This is a genomic window from Cupriavidus sp. R6-3 (genome assembly GCF_059772245.1).
Genome location: NZ_JCBAJO010000102.1, coordinates 1 through 16074 on the forward strand (window position 1 = coordinate 1; position 16074 = coordinate 16074).

Here is a 16074-nt window from a genome sequence, read left to right on the forward strand (position 1 = left end):
GCGCAGGCTGTTGTTCAGCGTCAGCGATTGCAGCGCGCCGGCATCGACCTCGACCGGCTTGCCGGTGATGGCGTCGATCGCGCGCTCGCCCTCCACGCGCACCATGCCGACGCCCGGCGCGAACTGCAGCGTGTCGTCCTGCAGCGCCTGCAGGATCGGTCCGGCCTGCTTGGGGTCGGCCTTGGCCAGCGCGACGATGGCGGCGCGCTTGGCATCGAAATCGTCTTCGGCCAGGGGCTGCAGATCGGCCTGGGTCAGCGCGGCGGCCGCCCACAGCGCGGGCGCCGCCATCAGCAGCAGCACGGCGAGCGTGGCGCGCCACCAGGGCGCGCGGGGCAGCATGGATCGGGACATGGAGATGGGTGGTGGTTGGATCAAGACGATGGCCATCGAACGAACGGCAGCGGAACCGCAGCGGAACAAGGGGCGCCGCTGCCCTCTCCCTCTGCGGAATGCGAGAACCGACTGTGTTCCCCCTCTCCCCTCGGTGGGAGAGGGTCTGGGAGATGGGGTGATTTGCTCCCCCTCGACGACAGCCCTTACATCACCTTGTCCGGCTTGCCCTCGTTGCCCGCGATGAACGGGCTCCACGGCTGCGCGCGCAGCGGCTTCGGCGTCTTCCACACGACCGAGAACTGACCGTCGCCCTTGACCTCGCCGATCATCACCGGCTTGTACAGATGGTGGTTCTCGCCCATCGTCAGCGTGAAGCCGCTCGGCGCCTTGAAGGTCTGGCCGATCATCGCGGCGCGGACCTTGTTCGGATCGGTGGTGCCGGCCTTCTTGACCGCCTGCGCCCACATGTGGATGCCGACGTAGGTCGCTTCCATCGGATCGTTGGTCACGCGCTTGTCGCCGCCCGGCAGGTTGTTCGCCTTGACCCAGGCCGCCCATTGCTTCTTGAAGGCGTCGTTCTCCGGGTTCTTGACGGACATGAAGTAGTTCCACGCGGCCAGATGGCCGACCAGCGGCTTGGTGTCGATGCCGCGCAGCTCTTCCTCGCCGACCGAGAACGCCACCACCGGCACGTCCTTGGCCTTCAGGCCCGCGTTGCCCAGTTCCTTGTAGAAGGGCACGTTGGAATCGCCGTTGATCGTCGAGATCACCGCGGTGCGGCCGCCCTGCGAGAACTTCTTGATGTTGGCGACGATGGTCTGGTAATCGCTGTGGCCGAACGGCGTGTAGACCTCCTCGATGTCCTTGTCGGCCACGCCCTTGCTCTTCAGGAAGGCGCGCAGGATCTTGTTGGTGGTGCGCGGGTACACGTAGTCGGTGCCCAGCAGGAAGAAGCGCTTCGCGCCGCCGCCCTCCTTGCTCATCAGGTACTCGACCGCGGGAATGGCCTGCTGATTCGGCGCGGCGCCGGTGTAGAAGACGTTCTTCGACATCTCCTCGCCCTCGTACTGCACCGGATAGAACAGCAGCGCGTTCAGTTCCTCGTAGACCGGCAGCACCGACTTGCGCGACACCGAGGTCCAGCAGCCGAAGGTCACCGCGACCTTGTCGTTGCTGATCAGCTGGCGCGCCTTCTCGGCGAACAGCGGCCAGTTCGACGCGGGATCGACGACCACCGGCACCAGCTTGCGGCCCAGCACGCCGCCGCTCTTGTTGATCTCGTCGATGGCCATCAGCGCGACGTCCTTCAGCGACGTCTCCGAGATCGCCATCGTGCCCGACAGCGAATGCAGCACGCCCACCTTGATCGGCTCTTTCGATTGCGCGATCGCCAGCGGGCTGGTACCGATCATCGCCGCGGCGGCCAACGCCGACAGCTTCAACACCTCACGTCGTTTCATTGCAGCTCCCTAGCTCTGTTTGTGTTCGAGGAAGAACGCACCCCGGGAGCACTTCTGCAACTAGCGTGCCACAAAAAAGAACGCGGCCTGGCGCCGCGCGGGAGACTGCATTGGCATGACGGCACCGTGGCGGTGCGCCGGCGCCTTGCATCACGATGGTGCGATGATGCAAAGCGGTGCGACGCACCGCACCGGTGCGTCAGGAGTAGCGGCGGCTGATCGATTCCGCGACGCAGACCGGACGGTCGCTGCCCTCGCGTTCGATCGTGACCTCCCAGGTCGATTGCGCGCCGACCAGGTCCGGGGCATTGGGCGGCGGCGCGATGCGCTCGACCTTCAGCAGCTTGATGCGGGCGCGCAGCCGGCTGCCGACCGGCACCGGCGCGGTGAAGCGCACGCGGTTCAGGCCGTAGTTGACGCCGATCTTGACGCCCGGCATCTGCATCGCGCTCTGCATCAGCGCGGGCAGCAGCGACAGCGTCAGGAAGCCGTGCGCGACCGGGGCGCCGAACGGTGATTCGCGCCGCGCGCGTTCGGGATCGACGTGGATCCACTGATGGTCGCCGGTCGCCTCGGCGAACAGGTTGACCTGGTGCTGCGTGATCTCGGTCCAGTCGCTGACGGCGACCTCCTGCCCCTGCAGGCCCTCGAGTTCTTCCAGCGAAGCGATGGTGCGCATCTTCTCTCCTTGTCCAATGTCGGGCCGGAACGACGGTCCCGGTTCGATGGGGGCTTCAGGCCGGCCGGCGGCCGTACATGCCCATGCCCTTGACGGTGCAGACCAGCTCGCCGCGCTGGTTGACCGCCTCCCACTGCGTGTGCACGACGCCGCGATCGGGCTTGGACTGCGACGGCCGCTTGTCCAGCACCGACACGAACACCGTCAGCGTATCGCCGGCATAGACCGGCTTGAGCCAGCGGATCTCGTCGACGCCAGGCGAGCCCATGCTGGCCGACTTCGACGTCATGTTGTCGACCAGCATGCGCATCATCACCGCGCAGGTCATCCAGCCGCTCGAGATCAGGCCGCCGTAGATGCTGCGCTGGGCGGCCTCCTTGTCGACGTGGAAGGGCTGCGGATCGTATTGCGTCGCGAAGCTGACGATCTCGTCCTCGGTGATCAGCCGCGAACCGAGCTCGCGCCGGCTGCCGACGACGAAGTCTTCGAAGTACATGGTGTCGGACATGGGGTCTCCAGTCTGCTGGGTTGTTCTGCTCCGCCAAAGCAAAAAGCCGCGCCGGACGTTGACGCCCGAGCGCGGCCTGTGTTGCCTCAACGGCTGGCCATCATGCCGCCTGCTGGAATTCCGGCAGGCTGGCGAAGCGGCCAAGATGATGGTCGACATCGCCGAAGGTGGTGTTGATCAGCGTCAGCCGCTTGAACATGTGCGCGGCCGGCAGTTCGTCGGTCACGCCCATGCCGCCGTGGATCTGCACCGCTTCCTGGCCGACCGTGCGCGCGGCCTGGCCGACGCGGGCCTTGGCCGCCGACACATAGCGGCGGCGCTCCTCGGGGCTGGCCTCGTCGAAGCGGGCCGCGGCCAGCAGCGTGATCGAGCGCGACTGCTCGGCATGGATGAACATCTCGACCATGCGATGCTGCAGCGCCTGGAAGCGCGCGATCGGCACGCCGAACTGCTGGCGCGTCTTGGCGTACTCGATGGTGGCGGCGGTCAGCGTGTCCATCACGCCCACGGCCTCGGCGCACAGCAGCACCGCGGCGTAGTCGGCGGTCTGCTCGAGCAGCGCCCAGCCCTGCCCTTCGGCGCCCAGCAGTTCGCCGGCGGCGTCCTGGAAGGTGATATCGGCCGCGTGCAGATTGTCGATGGTGCGGTAGTCGCGGATCGTGACGCCCGGGGCCCTGGCATCGACCAGATACAGCGAGATGCCGTCCTGGTCGGCATTGCCGCCGCCGGTGCGTGCGGACACCACCAGCTTGTCGGCCTGGCCGCCGTGGACCGCCACGACCTTGGTGCCGTTCAGCTTGCCGCCCCTGGCGGTCACGCGCACGTCGTTCAGCGCGTAGCGCGCCTCGCGCTCGTTGAACGCGGTGGCCAGCTTGATCTCGCCGCCGGCAACCTGTTCGAGCACGGCGTCCTGGCCGCCGGCCTGCTTCAGCGCGTAGGCCGCGGTCACCGTCGCCAGATACGGCTCGACCACCAGGCCGCGGCCCAGCTCCTGCATTACCACCATCATGTCGATGGCGGTACCGTTGAAGCCGCCCTGCGCCTCCGGCACCGGCAGCGCGGTCAGGCCGAGCTCGACCAGCGCGTTCCAGGCCGCTTCGCTGTAGCCGGTCTCGCTCTTGTAGGCCTTCTTGCGGGACTCGAAGTCGTAGCTCTTGTCGATGAAGCGGCGTACCGCGTCAGCCAGTTGCTTCTGCTCGTCGCTGAGATTGAAGTTCATGGTTCCTGTCTCCTCACAGCCCCAGGATCATCTGGCTGATGATGTTCTTCTGGATTTCGTTGGATCCGCCGTAGATCGAGGTCTTGCGGAAATTGAAGTAGTACGCGGCCAGCGGCGCGGCATCGTCGTAGCCGGTCACGGCATGCTCGGTCTCGCACTCCAGGTAGTCGCGGTCGAACGGCTGCGCGTACGGGCCGACGGCTTCGACCATCAGCTCGGTCAGCATCTGCTGGATCTCGGTGCCCTTGATCTTCAGCAGCGAGGCCTCGGGGCCGGGGCCCTTGCCGGCGCTCTCGCTCGAGACCACGCGCAGCACGGTGATTTCCAGCGCCATCAGCTCGATCTCCAGCGCGGCGACCTTGGCGCCGAACACCGGATCTTCCAGCAGCGGCTTGCCGTTCTTCTGCTGCTGGCGCGCGACGCGCTTCAGGAAGCCCAGCTCGCGCTTGGAATTGCCGACGCGGGCGATGCCGGTGCGCTCATGGCCGAGCAGGTACTTGGCGTAGGTCCAGCCCTTGTTCTCTTCGCCGACGCGGTTCTCGACCGGCACCTTGACGTTGTCGAAGAAGACCTCGTTCACCTCGTGGTCCTCGTCGAGCATGATGATCGGACGCACGGTGATGCCCGGCGTCTTCATGTCGATCAGCAGGAAGGAGATGCCCTCCTGCTTCTTGGCCTCGGGGTCGGTGCGGACCAGGCAGAAGATCATGTCGGCGTGCTGGCCGAGCGTGGTCCAGGTCTTCTGGCCGTTGACGATGTAGTGCTTGCCGTCCGGCGTCAGTTCGGCGCGGGTCTTCAGCGAGGCCAGGTCCGAGCCCGAGCCCGGCTCCGAATAGCCCTGACACCACCAGTCGGTGCAGTCCAGGATGCGCGGCAGGTAGTACGACTTCTGCTGCTCGTTGCCGTACTTCATGATCACCGGCGCGACCATCGCCACGCCGAAAGGCAGCACGCCGGGCGCGCCGACGCGGGCATTTTCCTCATCCCAGATATGGCGCTGGGTCGCGTTCCAGCCGGTGCCGCCAAACTCGACCGGCCAGTGCGGCGCCGACCAGCCCTTGCCCGCCAGGATCTTGTGCCAGCGCACCAGATCGTCGCGGTTGGGCCGGCGGTGATTCAGAATCTTGGCGCGAATGTCCGCCGGCAGGTTGGCTTCCAGCCAGCTGCGCACTTCCTCGCGGAAGGCGTTGTCGGCCGCCGTGTAATTGAGATCCATGCCCGTCTCCAGTGATGCCGGCTGCGGCCGGCAAATTGTTCTGGCCAACGCGCCCTCGCACCGGCGCGAAGGCGGGCACGGGACGCGATTCAGTGAGCCGTCTGCTTCAGCGCATCCGGCACCACGAGCGGAAACGTTTCAATGCCCTCTTCGGCGAGCGCCTGCACTTCCTCCGGCGACGCCGTCCCGCGGATGCCGCGTTCCGGTGCCTCGTCGTAATGCATGCGCCTGGCCTCCTCGGCAAAGCGCGGCCCCACGTCCTCGGTCTGCGCCAGCACCTGCCTGACCGCCTTCAGATACAGCGATTGCAGAACCTGCGCCGCCTGCGGGACCGCCTCCTGTGCCTGCGGTGCCGGCGCCCGCGGCGTCGGCGCTCGCTCGGCCGCGCCGGACAGATTCAGGCGCGGGGCGCTCGGCAGCCGCGTCACCGCGTGGTCGCCGCAGACAGGACACTGAACGAGATCGCGCGAAATCTGCGACTGCGCATCCTCCTCCGAAGCAAACCAGCCTTCGAACCGATGGTCATGCGCACAGCGCAGGTCGAGCACCTTCATGATGTTTCCAGCCCGTCAAAGCAATATTAGCCGTGAATCGCAAATTTGTGAACGGTCGTTCTAATTTTTTCCTGACCGGTGCCAGCCCGGAGGCTGGCCTGTCGGGAAGATGGTAGCGCTTCGGCGAATTTAAAGGTGGGCGGCGCTCAGCCCGGCACCTTCTGCTCGCCCGGCTGCCAGGCGCCCGACAGCACCTTTTCCAGCCAGAACGCGCCGATGATGGTCTTGACGTCGGTGATGCGGCCCTGGCGGACCCAGTCGATCACCTGCCCGGCCGGCACGATCAGCGTTTCGAGGAATTCGCCGTCGTCCAGCGCCGCCTCGCCGGCGGTCAGCTCGCGCGCCAGGAACAGGTCGATGAACTCGGTCGAGTACGAGATTACCGGGTGGATGCGGGTCAGGTAGTCCCAGCGCGCGGCGCTGTAGCCGGTTTCCTCGCGCAGCTCGCGCTCGCCGCAGCGCTGCGCCCCTTCCTGGGGGTCGAGCTTGCCGGCCGGGAATTCGAGCATGACCTCGCGCACCGCATAGCGGAACTGGCGCTCCACCAGCACGGTGCCGTCGTCGAACAGCGGGATCATCATCACCGCGCCCGGGTGCTCGACATACTCGCGGCCGGCCTGCTTGCCGTCGGGCAGCCGCACGATGTCCTGCTTCAGCGTCAGAAACTTGCCCCGGTGCAGCGTCGCGGACGCCAGGGGGACTTCCTTCAGATGGTCGTCGCCGCCGGCGTCGAGCGCTTCGGGAGAGACCAGGGAGGCGGCTTTCGAGTGGGATGACGACATGAACCCTCCGGGATGGCGAGGCCGCCGAAGGTCATGCCGGGTTCGGCGTCAGCTCGCGCGATGTTTGACCAGGTACTGCCAGGTGTAGCCGGGGAAGGCGAACACCAGCATCAGGCAGGCGGTGATCGCGTAGAACTGCCAGCCCTGGGCAAAGCGGTTGCCCAGGCCGGCCTCGACCGCGAACCCGACCGCGCCGACCAGCAGATAGTAGACGATCAGCTCGGCGAGCCGCACCCAGAACGGCTTGCGCGGCTTGCCGAGCGGAATGACCGCAAACAGGCGCTGGTTGACGAACGGCAGATTGGCACAGGCCAATGCCAGCAGGATGACAAACCAGCCGCCCGCGGATGCGCTCATTGCGGTTTGGGTGGTATTCGCTTCGTGTGCGCGTCGGCGGGCGCTCAGGCGCCCAGCGTGGTGCGCACGACCTGGTAGCACAGGTTCATCAGCGCGGCCGGGAAGATGCCCAGCGCGACGATCACCAGGCCGTTCAGGCTCAGCAGCGAACGCAGGCCGCCGGACGCTTCCAGCGTTTCCTCGCCGGCCGGCACGTCGAAGTACATCAGCTTGACGATGCGCAGGTAGTAGAACGCACCGATCAGCGAGAACAGCACCGCCACCACGGCCAGCCACGACATGCCCGCCGCGACCACCGCCTCGAGCACGGCCAGCTTGGCGTAGAAGCCCACGGTCGGCGGGATGCCGGCCAGCGAGAACATCATCACCAGCATCAGCAGCGCGAACCACGGGTTCTTGCGCGACATGCCCTTCAGGTCTTCCAGCGTCTCGGCCTCGAAGCCCTTGTTGGTGCGCAGCAGGATGATGCCGAAGGTGCCCAGCGTGGTCAGCACGTAGGTGACCGCGTAGAACATCGCCGAGCCGTACGCGCTGGCGGCGCCGTCGGTCTGGCCGCCGGCCACGCCCGACAGCATGCCCAGCAGCAGGAAGCCCATGTGCGAGATCGTCGAATACGCCAGCATCCGCTTCAGGTTGCTCTGCACGATCGCGGTCAGGTTGCCGATCGCGAGCGACACCACCGCCAGCACCGACAGCATGACCTGCCAGTCCACCGCCAGCGGCAGCAGGCCTTCGACCAGGATACGCAGCGTCATCGCGAAGGCGGCCAGCTTCGGCGCACCGGCGATCAGCAGCGTCACCGCGGTCGGCGAGCCCTGGTAGATGTCCGGAATCCACATGTGGAACGGCGCGGCGCCCAGCTTGAAGGCCAGGCCGGCGACCAGGAACACCACGCCGAAGGCCAGCATCGTCGTGTTGACGCGGCCGGATTCGACCACGCGGAACACTTCGCCCAGGTTCAGCGAACCGGTGGCACCGTACATCATCGACATGCCGTACAGCAGGAAGCCCGAGGCCAGCGCGCCCAGCACGAAGTACTTCATCGCCGATTCGGACGTCACGCGCGAATCGCGGCGCAGCGCGACCAGCGCGTACGACGACAGCGACAGCAGTTCCACGCCGAGGTACAGCGTCAGGAAGTTGTTGCCGGTGATCATCACGATCTGGCCGCCCAGCGTGAACAGCGCCAGCATGTAGAACTCGCCGGCGTACAGGTCACGGTCGCCGAGGTAGCGGCGGGTGTAGACCAGCGTCACGAACAGCGCCAGCGCCGAGAACGAGGCCAGCACGTTCGCCATCGGGTCGATCACGGCCAGGTTCGAGAAGGCGTAGTGGGTCTCGCCGTTGGCGGCGTTCAGGCCGAACCAGACGGTCAGTACCAGCGTGATCAGCAGCGACAGCGGATAGGCGACGCTCGGGCGGTTCTTGCCGCGCGCGAGGTCGATCCAGTTGACCGCCGCGATGGCGATCGCCAGGAAGATGATCGGGGCGACGGGCGCCCAAGTCGTGGTCGATTCCATGATTCGTTCTCTCCCTGCTTACAGCTTGGACTGCGCCACGTGCGACAGCAGGTTGACCACCGATGCGTGCATCACATCGGTAAAGGGTTTCGGATGCAGGCCCATGTACAGCGTCATCGCGGCCAGCAGGCCCAGCATGACGAACTCGCGCTTGTTCAGGTCGACCAGCTCGGCGACGTGCTGGTGCTTGATATCGCCGAACACCACGCGCTTGACCATCCACAGCGAATAGGCCGCGCCGAGGATCAGCGAGGTGGCCGCCGCCAGGCCGATCCAGAAGTTGTACTGGACGCCGCCCAGGATCACCATCCACTCGCCGACGAAGCCCGAGGTGGCCGGCAGGCCGCTGTTGGCCATCGCGAAGAACACCGCGAAGGCCGCGAACTTCGGCATCGTGTTGACCACGCCGCCGTAGTCGGCGATCTGGCGCGAGTGCACGCGGTCATAGAGCACGCCGATGCAAAGGAACATCGCGCCCGAGATGAAGCCGTGCGAGATCATCTGCACGATGCCGCCCTCGATGCCGATCTCGCTGAAGATGAAGAAGCCCAGCGTGACGAAGCCCATGTGGGCGATCGACGAGTACGCGACCAGCTTCTTCATGTCGGCCTGCACCATCGCCACCAGGCCGATGTAGATCACGGCCACCAGCGAGATCGCGATGATGAACGCGGCCAGGCTGTGGCTGGCGTCCGGCGCGATCGGCAGCGAGAAGCGCAGGAAGCCGTAGGCGCCCAGCTTCAGCATGATCGCGGCCAGCACCACGGAGCCGCCGGTGGGCGCCTCGACGTGGGCGTCGGGCAGCCAGGTGTGGACCGGCCACATCGGCACCTTGACCGCGAAGGCCAGGAAGAACGCCAGGAACAGCAGCACCTGCTCGTTCATCGACAGCCTGGCCTGATGCCATTGCAGGATCTCGAAGCTGCCGGTCTTGTTGTACAGGTACAGCAGCGCGATCAGCGTCAGCAGCGAGCCGAGCAGCGTGTAGAGGAAGAACTTGAAGGCCGCGTAGACCCGGTTGGGACCGCCCCAGACGCCGATGATGATGTACATCGGGATCAGCGTGGCCTCGAAGAACACGTAGAACAGCATGCCGTCGAGCGAGGCGAACACGCCGACCATGATGCCCGACAGGATCAGGAACGAGGCCATGTAGGCCGCCACGCGCTCGGTGATGACTTCCCAGCCGGCGATCACGACGATCACCGTGATGAAGGCGGTCAGCACCACGAACCACATCGAGATGCCGTCGACGCCGAGGTGGTAGTTGATGTTGAAGCGCTCGATCCACGAATACTTCTCGACGAACTGCATCTGCGCGGTGCCGCGGTCGAAGTTCAGAATCAGCGGCAGCGTGACCAGGAAGCTGACGATCGAGCCGAACAACGCGGTCCAGCGGACGAAGCCCGGGCTGCGATCCGAGCCGAAAGCCAGCACCAGCAAGCCGAAAAAGACAGGCAGCCAGATAGCGAAAGAGAGAACCATTTTCGTTGTATTCCTTACTTGGCGCCCACCGCGCTAGCCGAGCCGAAGATCGTGATCGACAGCAGCACCAGCATGCCCAGGATCATCGCGAATGCGTAGTGATAGATATAGCCGGACTGCACGTAGCGGCTGACCGAGGCGACCCAGCCGACCACGCGCGCGGCGCCGTTGACCAGCAGGCCGTCGATCAGGCCCTGGTCGCCGCCCTTCCACAGGCCCGTGCCGAGCAGGCGCGCGCCGCGGGCGAACACCGCCTCGTTGATGGCGTCCATGTAGTACTTGTTGTCGAGCAATTTGTACACGCCGCTGAAGCGCTGCTGGATGGCCGCCGGGATGTCGGGGCGCTTCATGTAGAAGAACCACGACAGCACCACGCCGGCCAGCGCGAGCCACAGCACCGGGGTCTGCAGCGAGTGGATGCCCATCGCGACCCAGCCGTGGAACATCTCGCCCAGCTCGCGCATCGCGTGATGGTTCTCGCCGACGAAGATCACGTTCTGGAAGGCCACGCCGTTCTTGAAGAAGTCGCCGAACAGCATCGGCTCGATCGCGATCGCACCGATCACCACCGACGGGATCGCCAGCAGCACCAGCGGCAGCGTCACGACCCACGGCGACTCGTGCGGCTTCTCGCCCGGCGCCAGGCCGTGGTGATGATCGTCGCCATGCGCCTCTTCCTCTTCCTCGGCGTGGTCGTGGTGCAGGTGCGGCTTGCCGAAGCGCTCCTCGCCGTGGAATACCAGGAAGTACATCCGGAACGAGTAGAACGCGGTGACAAACACGCCCGCCATCACGGCGAAGTAGGCGAAGCCCGAACCGGCGATGTGCGACTCGGCCACGGCCTCGATGATCGAGTCCTTCGAGTAGAAGCCCGAGAAGAACGGCGTGCCGATCAGCGCCAGCGAACCGACCAGCGAGGTGATCCAGGTGATCGGCATGTACTTGCGCAGGCCGCCCATGTTGCGGATGTCCTGGTCATGGTGCATGCCGATGATCACCGAGCCCGCGGCCAGGAACAGCAGCGCCTTGAAGAAGGCGTGGGTCATCAGGTGGAACACCGCGACCTGGTAGGCCGAGGCGCCCAGCGCGACCGTCATGTAGCCCAGCTGCGACAGCGTCGAGTACGCGACCACGCGCTTGATGTCGTTCTGGATGATGCCCAGGAAACCCATGAACAGCGCGGTGATCGCGCCGATCACCAGCACGAAGGACAGCGCGGCGTCGGACAGCTCGAACAGCGGCGACATGCGGCTGACCATGAAGATGCCCGCGGTCACCATGGTGGCCGCGTGGATCAGCGCCGAGATCGGGGTCGGGCCTTCCATCGAGTCCGGCAGCCACACGTGCAGCGGGAACTGCGCCGACTTGCCCATCGCGCCGATGAACAGGCAGATGCAGGCCACCGTCAGCATCATCCAGTCGGTGCCCGGGAAGGTCACGGTCGCCAGCTGGTCGCGCGCGGCGAACACGTCGGTGTAGTTCAGGCTGCCGCTGTAGGCCAGCAGCAGGCCGATGCCCAGGATGAAGCCGAAGTCGCCGACGCGGTTGACCAGGAAGGCCTTCAGGTTGGCGAAGATCGCGGTCGGACGGGTGTACCAGAAGCCGATCAGCAGATACGAGACGAGGCCCACCGCTTCCCAGCCGAAGAACAGCTGCAGGAAGTTGTTGCTCATCACCAGCATCAGCATCGAGAAGGTGAACAGCGAGATGTAGGCGAAGAAACGGTTGTAGCCGGGGTCGCCCTGCATGTAGCCGACGGTGTAGATGTGCACCATCAGCGAGACGAAGGTCACCACCACCATCATCATTGCGGTCAGCGAGTCGACCAGGAAGCCGACCTCCATCTTCAGCGGATGGCCGTTGAACGGCAGCACCATCCACTCATAGACGGTGGCGTTGAAGCTGGCCCCATCCACCATCACGTCGCGCAGCACGAGCAGCGACAGCAGGCAGGCGATCGCCACGCCGAGAATGGTCACGGTGTGGGCGATGGCGCGGCCGGCGCGCGTCTCCGACGAGAACGATCCGAAGAACTTGGTGCCGAACAATCCCGCGATGGCCGCGCCGGCGAGCGGCGCCAGCGGAATCGCGAGCAGCAGGTTGGGGTTGAGCGTGGTTGCCATAGGACGCTTGTTGGTGTGCGGTCGGGTGCGGTCGGTTGGGTGACGTGTTTCGACAGGATCGGCTCGCGGGCATCAGCCCTTGAGCGCATCCAGGTCGTCGACGTTGATCGTGTCCAGATTGCGGAACAGCACGACCAGGATTGCCAGACCGATCGCCGACTCGGCGGCGGCCACCGTCAGGATGAAGAAAACGAAGACTTGGCCGGCCAGATCGCCCAGATAGTGCGAAAAGGCGACGAAGTTCATATTGACCGCCAGCAGCATCAGCTCGATCGCCATCAGCAGCACGATCACGTTCTTGCGGTTCAGGAAGATGCCGACGATGCTGATCGCAAACAGGATCGCACCGAGCACCAGGAAATGGGCGAGAGAGAGCACGTCGTTCCCCGATCTTCAGTTCTTGTTGGCGGCGTCGGCTTGCTCGCCGGCGGCTTGCGCGGTCTGTGCCGGCATCGAGACCAGCCGCACGCGGTCGGCGCGGCGGGTGCGCAGCTGTTCGGACACGTCCTGCGCCTTGGTGTCCTTGCGGCGGCGCAGCGTCAGCGCGACCGCGGCGATGATGGCCACCAGCAGGATGATGCCGGCCACCTCGAAGGCGTAGATGTAGTCGGTGTAGATGACCTGGCCGAGCGCGCCGGTGTTCGAGTAGTCGGAGCCCTGCGGCATCGGCTTGAGCGGCTGCGTGGTGCCGATGAAGTTGCGCACCAGCACGATCGCCATTTCCGCGATGATCAGCGCGCCCACCACCGAGGCCAGCGGCACATAGGTCCAGAAGTCGCGCCGCAGGTGCTCGATATCGATATCGATCATCATCACGACGAACAGGAACAGCACCATCACGGCGCCGACGTAGACCAGCACCAGCAGGATGGCGAGGAATTCGGCCTGCAGCAGCATCCACAGCGCGGCTGCCGTGAAGAACGACAGCACGAGGTACAGCGCCGAGTGCACCGGGTTCTTGGCGGTGATGACTTTCAGTGCGGAGAGCACCAGCACCACTGCGAAGACGTAGAAGATGGTGGTCGTGAATTCCATGGTTCTCGTCGTGCCGCACGGCACAGGCCACCCCCGGCGGCCTGCCCTTGCGGCATCCTTCTAGTTGCCCCTCGCGGGGCCCGATTCAATATGAAGCCTTGCGGCCCGATGCGCGCGCCCGGCGCGATCAGCGGTACTTCGCGTCCGCCGCCTTGGCCGCCGCGATCTGCGGCTCGTAGCGGTCGCCCACCGCGAGCAGCATGTCCTTGGTGAAATACAGGTCGCCGCGCTTCTCGCCGTGGTACTCGAGAATCTGGGTTTCGACGATGGCGTCGACCGGGCAGGCTTCCTCGCAGAAGCCGCAGAAAATGCATTTGGTCAGATCGATGTCGTAGCGCGTGGTACGGCGGGTGCCGTCGGCGCGCACGTCCGACTCGATCGTGATGGCCAGCGCCGGGCAGACCGCTTCGCACAGCTTGCAGGCGATGCAGCGCTCCTCGCCGTTCGGATAGCGGCGCAGCGCGTGCAGGCCGCGGAAGCGCGGCGAGATCGGCGTCTTCTCCTCGGGGAACTGCACCGTGATCTTGCGAGCGAAGAGATAGCGGCCGGTCAAGGCCATGCCCTTGAAGAGTTCCTTCAGGAGCAGGCTGTTGAAGAAGTCCTTGATGGCGAGCAGCATGACGATTGCTTCCTAGTAATTCCACCGGGCGCGGCGCGTGCGCCGCGGCCCGGTTTGGCCCGTCCCGGCCAGCTTCGTGGCCGGGATCGGCGGCGATTTCAGTGCCAGATGTTCCAGGGCGACTTGATCCAGATCGCCACGATGATCAGCCATGCGACGGTCAGCGGAATGAAGACCTTCCAGCCCAGGCGCATGATCTGGTCGTAGCGGTAGCGCGGGAACGAGGCGCGGATCCAGATGAACACCGACAGCAGCAGGAACACCTTGATCAGCAGCCAGAAGAAGCCCGGGATCGCGTTGGTGACCACGCTGTCGACCGGGGGCGCCCAGCCGCCGAGGAACATCAGCGCGGTCATCGTCGAGATGATGATCATGTTGATGTATTCGGCCAGGAAGAACAGCGCGAAGCCCATGCCCGAGTACTCGATCATGTGGCCCGCCACGATTTCCGATTCGCCTTCCACCACGTCGAACGGGTGGCGGTTGGTTTCGGCCACGCCCGAGATGAAGTAGACGCCGAACATCGGCAGCAGCGGCAGCCAGTTCCACGACAGCACGTTCAGGCCCATGTTGGCGAAGTAGCCGGTGTTCTGGCCGTTGACGATCGCCGACAGGTTCAGGCTGCCCGACACCATCAGCACCGTGACCAGCGCGAAGCCCATCGCGATTTCGTACGACACCATCTGCGCGGCGGCACGCATCGCGCCGATGAAGGCGTACTTCGAGTTCGAGGCCCAGCCCGCCAGGATCACGCCGTAGACGCCGACCGAGCTGATCGCCATCACATACAGCAGGCCGGCGTTGACGTCGGCCATCACCACCTCGGCCTGGAACGGGATCACCGCCCAGATCGCCACGGCCGGCATCAGCACCATCAGCGGCGCGATCAGGTACAGGCCCTTGCTGACCTGCGAGGGCGTCATCACTTCCTTGAGCAGCAGCTTCAGCACGTCGGCGATCGGCTGCAGCAGGCCCAGCGGGCCGACCCGGTTCGGCCCGATCCGCACGTGCATCCAGCCGATCAGCTTGCGCTCCCACAGGATCAGGTAGGCCACGCACAGCAGCAGCGGCACCACGATGACCACGGCGCGAATCAGGATCCACAGCGGCGTCCATGCGCCACCGAAGACGGCCTGTCCCTGCGAGGTAATCCAATCGATCATCTTTCTCTCTCGCCTGTCGTATTCGCTTCTTTAAGCCGCGGCCACCGGGGCCAGTTCCACCGCCTTTTCCACCAGCACGGTGCCGAACATCGGCCCGAGGCCGACGGCGGCCGGCGTGGCCGCCGACACGCGCACCGTATTGGCGGGCAGACCTTCCTCGAGCACGGCCGGCAGCACGACGCTGCCCTGCCCTTGCGTCACGCGCACCGGATCGCCGGCGGCCACGCCGAGCGCGGCGAACAGGTCGGCCGACAGGCCCACCTGCATCGCGCGGCGCGCGGCAGCGGTCAGCTGCAGCGAATCGGCACGACGCACGATCGCGTCCGAGTGGTAGATCGGCACGTCGGCGACGCGCTCGATCGCCGGCACGGCACCGTTGGCCGACGGCGCGGCGACCTGGATCGCGGCGGACGTGCGGTTGTTCAGGCGCGGAGCGATCGCTTCGGCCAGCGCTTCGTCGCGGACCGACTCGGCGGTCTCGTAGTCGAAGCCCGGCACGTCGAGCAGATTGCCCAGCACGCGCAGCACCTTCCACGCCGGACGGGTCTCGCCCAGCGGACGCACCACGCCGTTGAAGCTTTGCGGCACGCCTTCGCAGTTCACGTAGGTACCCGAGGTCTCGCTGAACGGCGCGATCGGCAGGATCACGTCGGCGTATTGCAGCGCGGCGTCGGAGCGGAACGGCGACAGCACGATCACGGTGCCGGCCTGGCTCAGCGCGGCCAGCGCGCGTTGCGGGTCGGCGGTGTCGAACTCGGGTTCGGCGTTCAGCACCACATAGGCCTTGCGCGGCGACTCCAGCATGGCGCGGGCATCGGCCCCGCCCTGGCGCGGCAGCGCGCCGACCAGATGCGCGCCGACGGTGTTGGCCGCTTCGGTCAGGAAGCCCAGCGTGGCGCCGGTGTTGTCCGCGATCCACTGCGCCAGCGCGTGCAGCGCGGCGAATTGCGGATGGCGAACCGCCTCGTTGCCGAGGAAGACGGCACGGCGCTCGCCCGACAGCAGGGCCTGCGCGGCC

16 protein-coding genes and 1 pseudogene are annotated in these 16074 nt (G+C 65.9%); all 17 read right to left on the reverse strand.

From position 1 onward, the window contains the following. Positions 1 to 354: pseudogene (locus tag AC6EI8_RS15855) on the reverse strand (urea ABC transporter permease subunit UrtB); the annotation flags it as partial. Between the two features lie 185 nt (positions 355 to 539). Further along, positions 540 to 1796, reverse strand: a complete 1257-nt coding sequence (gene urtA, locus AC6EI8_RS15860) for an urea ABC transporter substrate-binding protein (protein WP_149319370.1) — start codon at positions 1794 to 1796, stop codon at positions 540 to 542. A 199-nt stretch (positions 1797 to 1995) separates the two neighbouring features. Next, a complete protein-coding gene (locus AC6EI8_RS15865; protein ID WP_006576677.1) occupies positions 1996 to 2475 on the reverse strand; it encodes a MaoC family dehydratase in 480 nt (159 codons plus the stop codon). 55 nt (positions 2476 to 2530) lie between these two features. Further along, positions 2531 to 2983: a MaoC family dehydratase gene (locus AC6EI8_RS15870; protein ID WP_149319371.1), complete on the reverse strand. Its 453-nt coding sequence runs from the start codon at positions 2981 to 2983 to the stop codon at positions 2531 to 2533. Positions 2984 to 3083: 100 nt separating this feature from the next. Continuing rightward, positions 3084 to 4202 (reverse strand): acyl-CoA dehydrogenase family protein, encoded by a 1119-nt coding sequence (locus AC6EI8_RS15875; RefSeq protein ID WP_149319372.1) that lies wholly within the window; start codon positions 4200 to 4202, stop codon positions 3084 to 3086. A 13-nt stretch (positions 4203 to 4215) separates the two neighbouring features. Further along, positions 4216 to 5418, reverse strand: a complete 1203-nt coding sequence (locus tag AC6EI8_RS15880; RefSeq protein WP_149319373.1) for an acyl-CoA dehydrogenase family protein — start codon at positions 5416 to 5418, stop codon at positions 4216 to 4218. A gap of 89 nt (positions 5419 to 5507) precedes the next feature. After that, the gene (locus tag AC6EI8_RS15885) at positions 5508 to 5972 is read right to left on the reverse strand and encodes a DUF1178 family protein (RefSeq protein WP_498382356.1); all 465 of its coding nucleotides are present in this window, start codon (positions 5970 to 5972) and stop codon (positions 5508 to 5510) included. Between the two features lie 146 nt (positions 5973 to 6118). Then, positions 6119 to 6754 carry an NUDIX domain-containing protein gene (locus tag AC6EI8_RS15890; RefSeq protein WP_223819859.1) on the reverse strand — a complete coding sequence of 212 codons (636 nt, stop codon included), beginning with the start codon at positions 6752 to 6754 and terminating at the stop codon, positions 6119 to 6121. A 48-nt stretch (positions 6755 to 6802) separates the two neighbouring features. Continuing rightward, positions 6803 to 7111, reverse strand: a complete 309-nt coding sequence (locus AC6EI8_RS15895) for a DUF2818 family protein (RefSeq protein WP_053821445.1) — start codon at positions 7109 to 7111, stop codon at positions 6803 to 6805. A gap of 44 nt (positions 7112 to 7155) precedes the next feature. Then, complete coding sequence (gene nuoN / locus AC6EI8_RS15900; protein ID WP_149319375.1) at positions 7156 to 8631, reverse strand: NADH-quinone oxidoreductase subunit NuoN; 1476 nt, start codon at positions 8629 to 8631, stop codon at positions 7156 to 7158. Positions 8632 to 8649: 18 nt separating this feature from the next. After that, positions 8650 to 10116, reverse strand: a complete 1467-nt coding sequence (locus tag AC6EI8_RS15905) for an NADH-quinone oxidoreductase subunit M (RefSeq protein WP_149319376.1) — start codon at positions 10114 to 10116, stop codon at positions 8650 to 8652. A 14-nt stretch (positions 10117 to 10130) separates the two neighbouring features. Next, positions 10131 to 12239, reverse strand: coding sequence for an NADH-quinone oxidoreductase subunit L (gene nuoL / locus AC6EI8_RS15910; protein ID WP_150084777.1), 2109 nt, complete (start codon positions 12237 to 12239; stop codon positions 10131 to 10133). Positions 12240 to 12311: 72 nt separating this feature from the next. After that, positions 12312 to 12617: an NADH-quinone oxidoreductase subunit NuoK gene (nuoK, locus tag AC6EI8_RS15915; protein ID WP_006576687.1), complete on the reverse strand. Its 306-nt coding sequence runs from the start codon at positions 12615 to 12617 to the stop codon at positions 12312 to 12314. A 15-nt stretch (positions 12618 to 12632) separates the two neighbouring features. Next, positions 12633 to 13274, reverse strand: a complete 642-nt coding sequence (locus AC6EI8_RS15920; protein WP_149319378.1) for an NADH-quinone oxidoreductase subunit J — start codon at positions 13272 to 13274, stop codon at positions 12633 to 12635. Between the two features lie 127 nt (positions 13275 to 13401). Next, positions 13402 to 13893, reverse strand: a complete 492-nt coding sequence (gene nuoI, locus AC6EI8_RS15925) for an NADH-quinone oxidoreductase subunit NuoI (RefSeq protein WP_149319379.1) — start codon at positions 13891 to 13893, stop codon at positions 13402 to 13404. Positions 13894 to 13991: 98 nt separating this feature from the next. Continuing rightward, positions 13992 to 15056, reverse strand: a complete 1065-nt coding sequence (nuoH, locus tag AC6EI8_RS15930) for an NADH-quinone oxidoreductase subunit NuoH (RefSeq protein ID WP_150084776.1) — start codon at positions 15054 to 15056, stop codon at positions 13992 to 13994. A 30-nt stretch (positions 15057 to 15086) separates the two neighbouring features. Continuing rightward, positions 15087 to 16074 (reverse strand): molybdopterin-dependent oxidoreductase (locus AC6EI8_RS15935; RefSeq protein ID WP_498382357.1); only part of this gene is annotated, 988 nt, incomplete at its 5' end.

Bases quoted from the DNA above. Each gene is read 5' to 3' on its own strand.
- nuoN (WP_149319375.1), bottom strand. From the start codon at position 8,631: ATGGAATCGACCACGACTTGGGCGCCCGTCGCCCCGATCATCTTCCTG.
- AC6EI8_RS15865 (WP_006576677.1), bottom strand. From the start codon at position 2,475: ATGCGCACCATCGCTTCGCTGGAAGAACTCGAGGGCCTGCAGGGGCAG.
- AC6EI8_RS15890 (WP_223819859.1), bottom strand. From the start codon at position 6,754: ATGTCGTCATCCCACTCGAAAGCCGCCTCCCTGGTCTCTCCCGAAGCG.
- AC6EI8_RS15920 (WP_149319378.1), bottom strand. From the start codon at position 13,274: ATGGAATTCACGACCACCATCTTCTACGTCTTCGCAGTGGTGCTGGTG.
- AC6EI8_RS15895 (WP_053821445.1), bottom strand. From the start codon at position 7,111: ATGAGCGCATCCGCGGGCGGCTGGTTTGTCATCCTGCTGGCATTGGCC.
- AC6EI8_RS15875 (WP_149319372.1), bottom strand. From the start codon at position 4,202: ATGAACTTCAATCTCAGCGACGAGCAGAAGCAACTGGCTGACGCGGTA.
- nuoI (WP_149319379.1), bottom strand. From the start codon at position 13,893: ATGCTGCTCGCCATCAAGGACTTCTTCAACAGCCTGCTCCTGAAGGAA.
- AC6EI8_RS15885 (WP_498382356.1), bottom strand. From the start codon at position 5,972: ATGAAGGTGCTCGACCTGCGCTGTGCGCATGACCATCGGTTCGAAGGC.
- AC6EI8_RS15880 (WP_149319373.1), bottom strand. From the start codon at position 5,418: ATGGATCTCAATTACACGGCGGCCGACAACGCCTTCCGCGAGGAAGTG.
- nuoL (WP_150084777.1), bottom strand. From the start codon at position 12,239: ATGGCAACCACGCTCAACCCCAACCTGCTGCTCGCGATTCCGCTGGCG.
- nuoH (WP_150084776.1), bottom strand. From the start codon at position 15,056: ATGATCGATTGGATTACCTCGCAGGGACAGGCCGTCTTCGGTGGCGCA.
- AC6EI8_RS15870 (WP_149319371.1), bottom strand. From the start codon at position 2,983: ATGTCCGACACCATGTACTTCGAAGACTTCGTCGTCGGCAGCCGGCGC.
- AC6EI8_RS15905 (WP_149319376.1), bottom strand. From the start codon at position 10,116: ATGGTTCTCTCTTTCGCTATCTGGCTGCCTGTCTTTTTCGGCTTGCTG.
- urtA (WP_149319370.1), bottom strand. From the start codon at position 1,796: ATGAAACGACGTGAGGTGTTGAAGCTGTCGGCGTTGGCCGCCGCGGCG.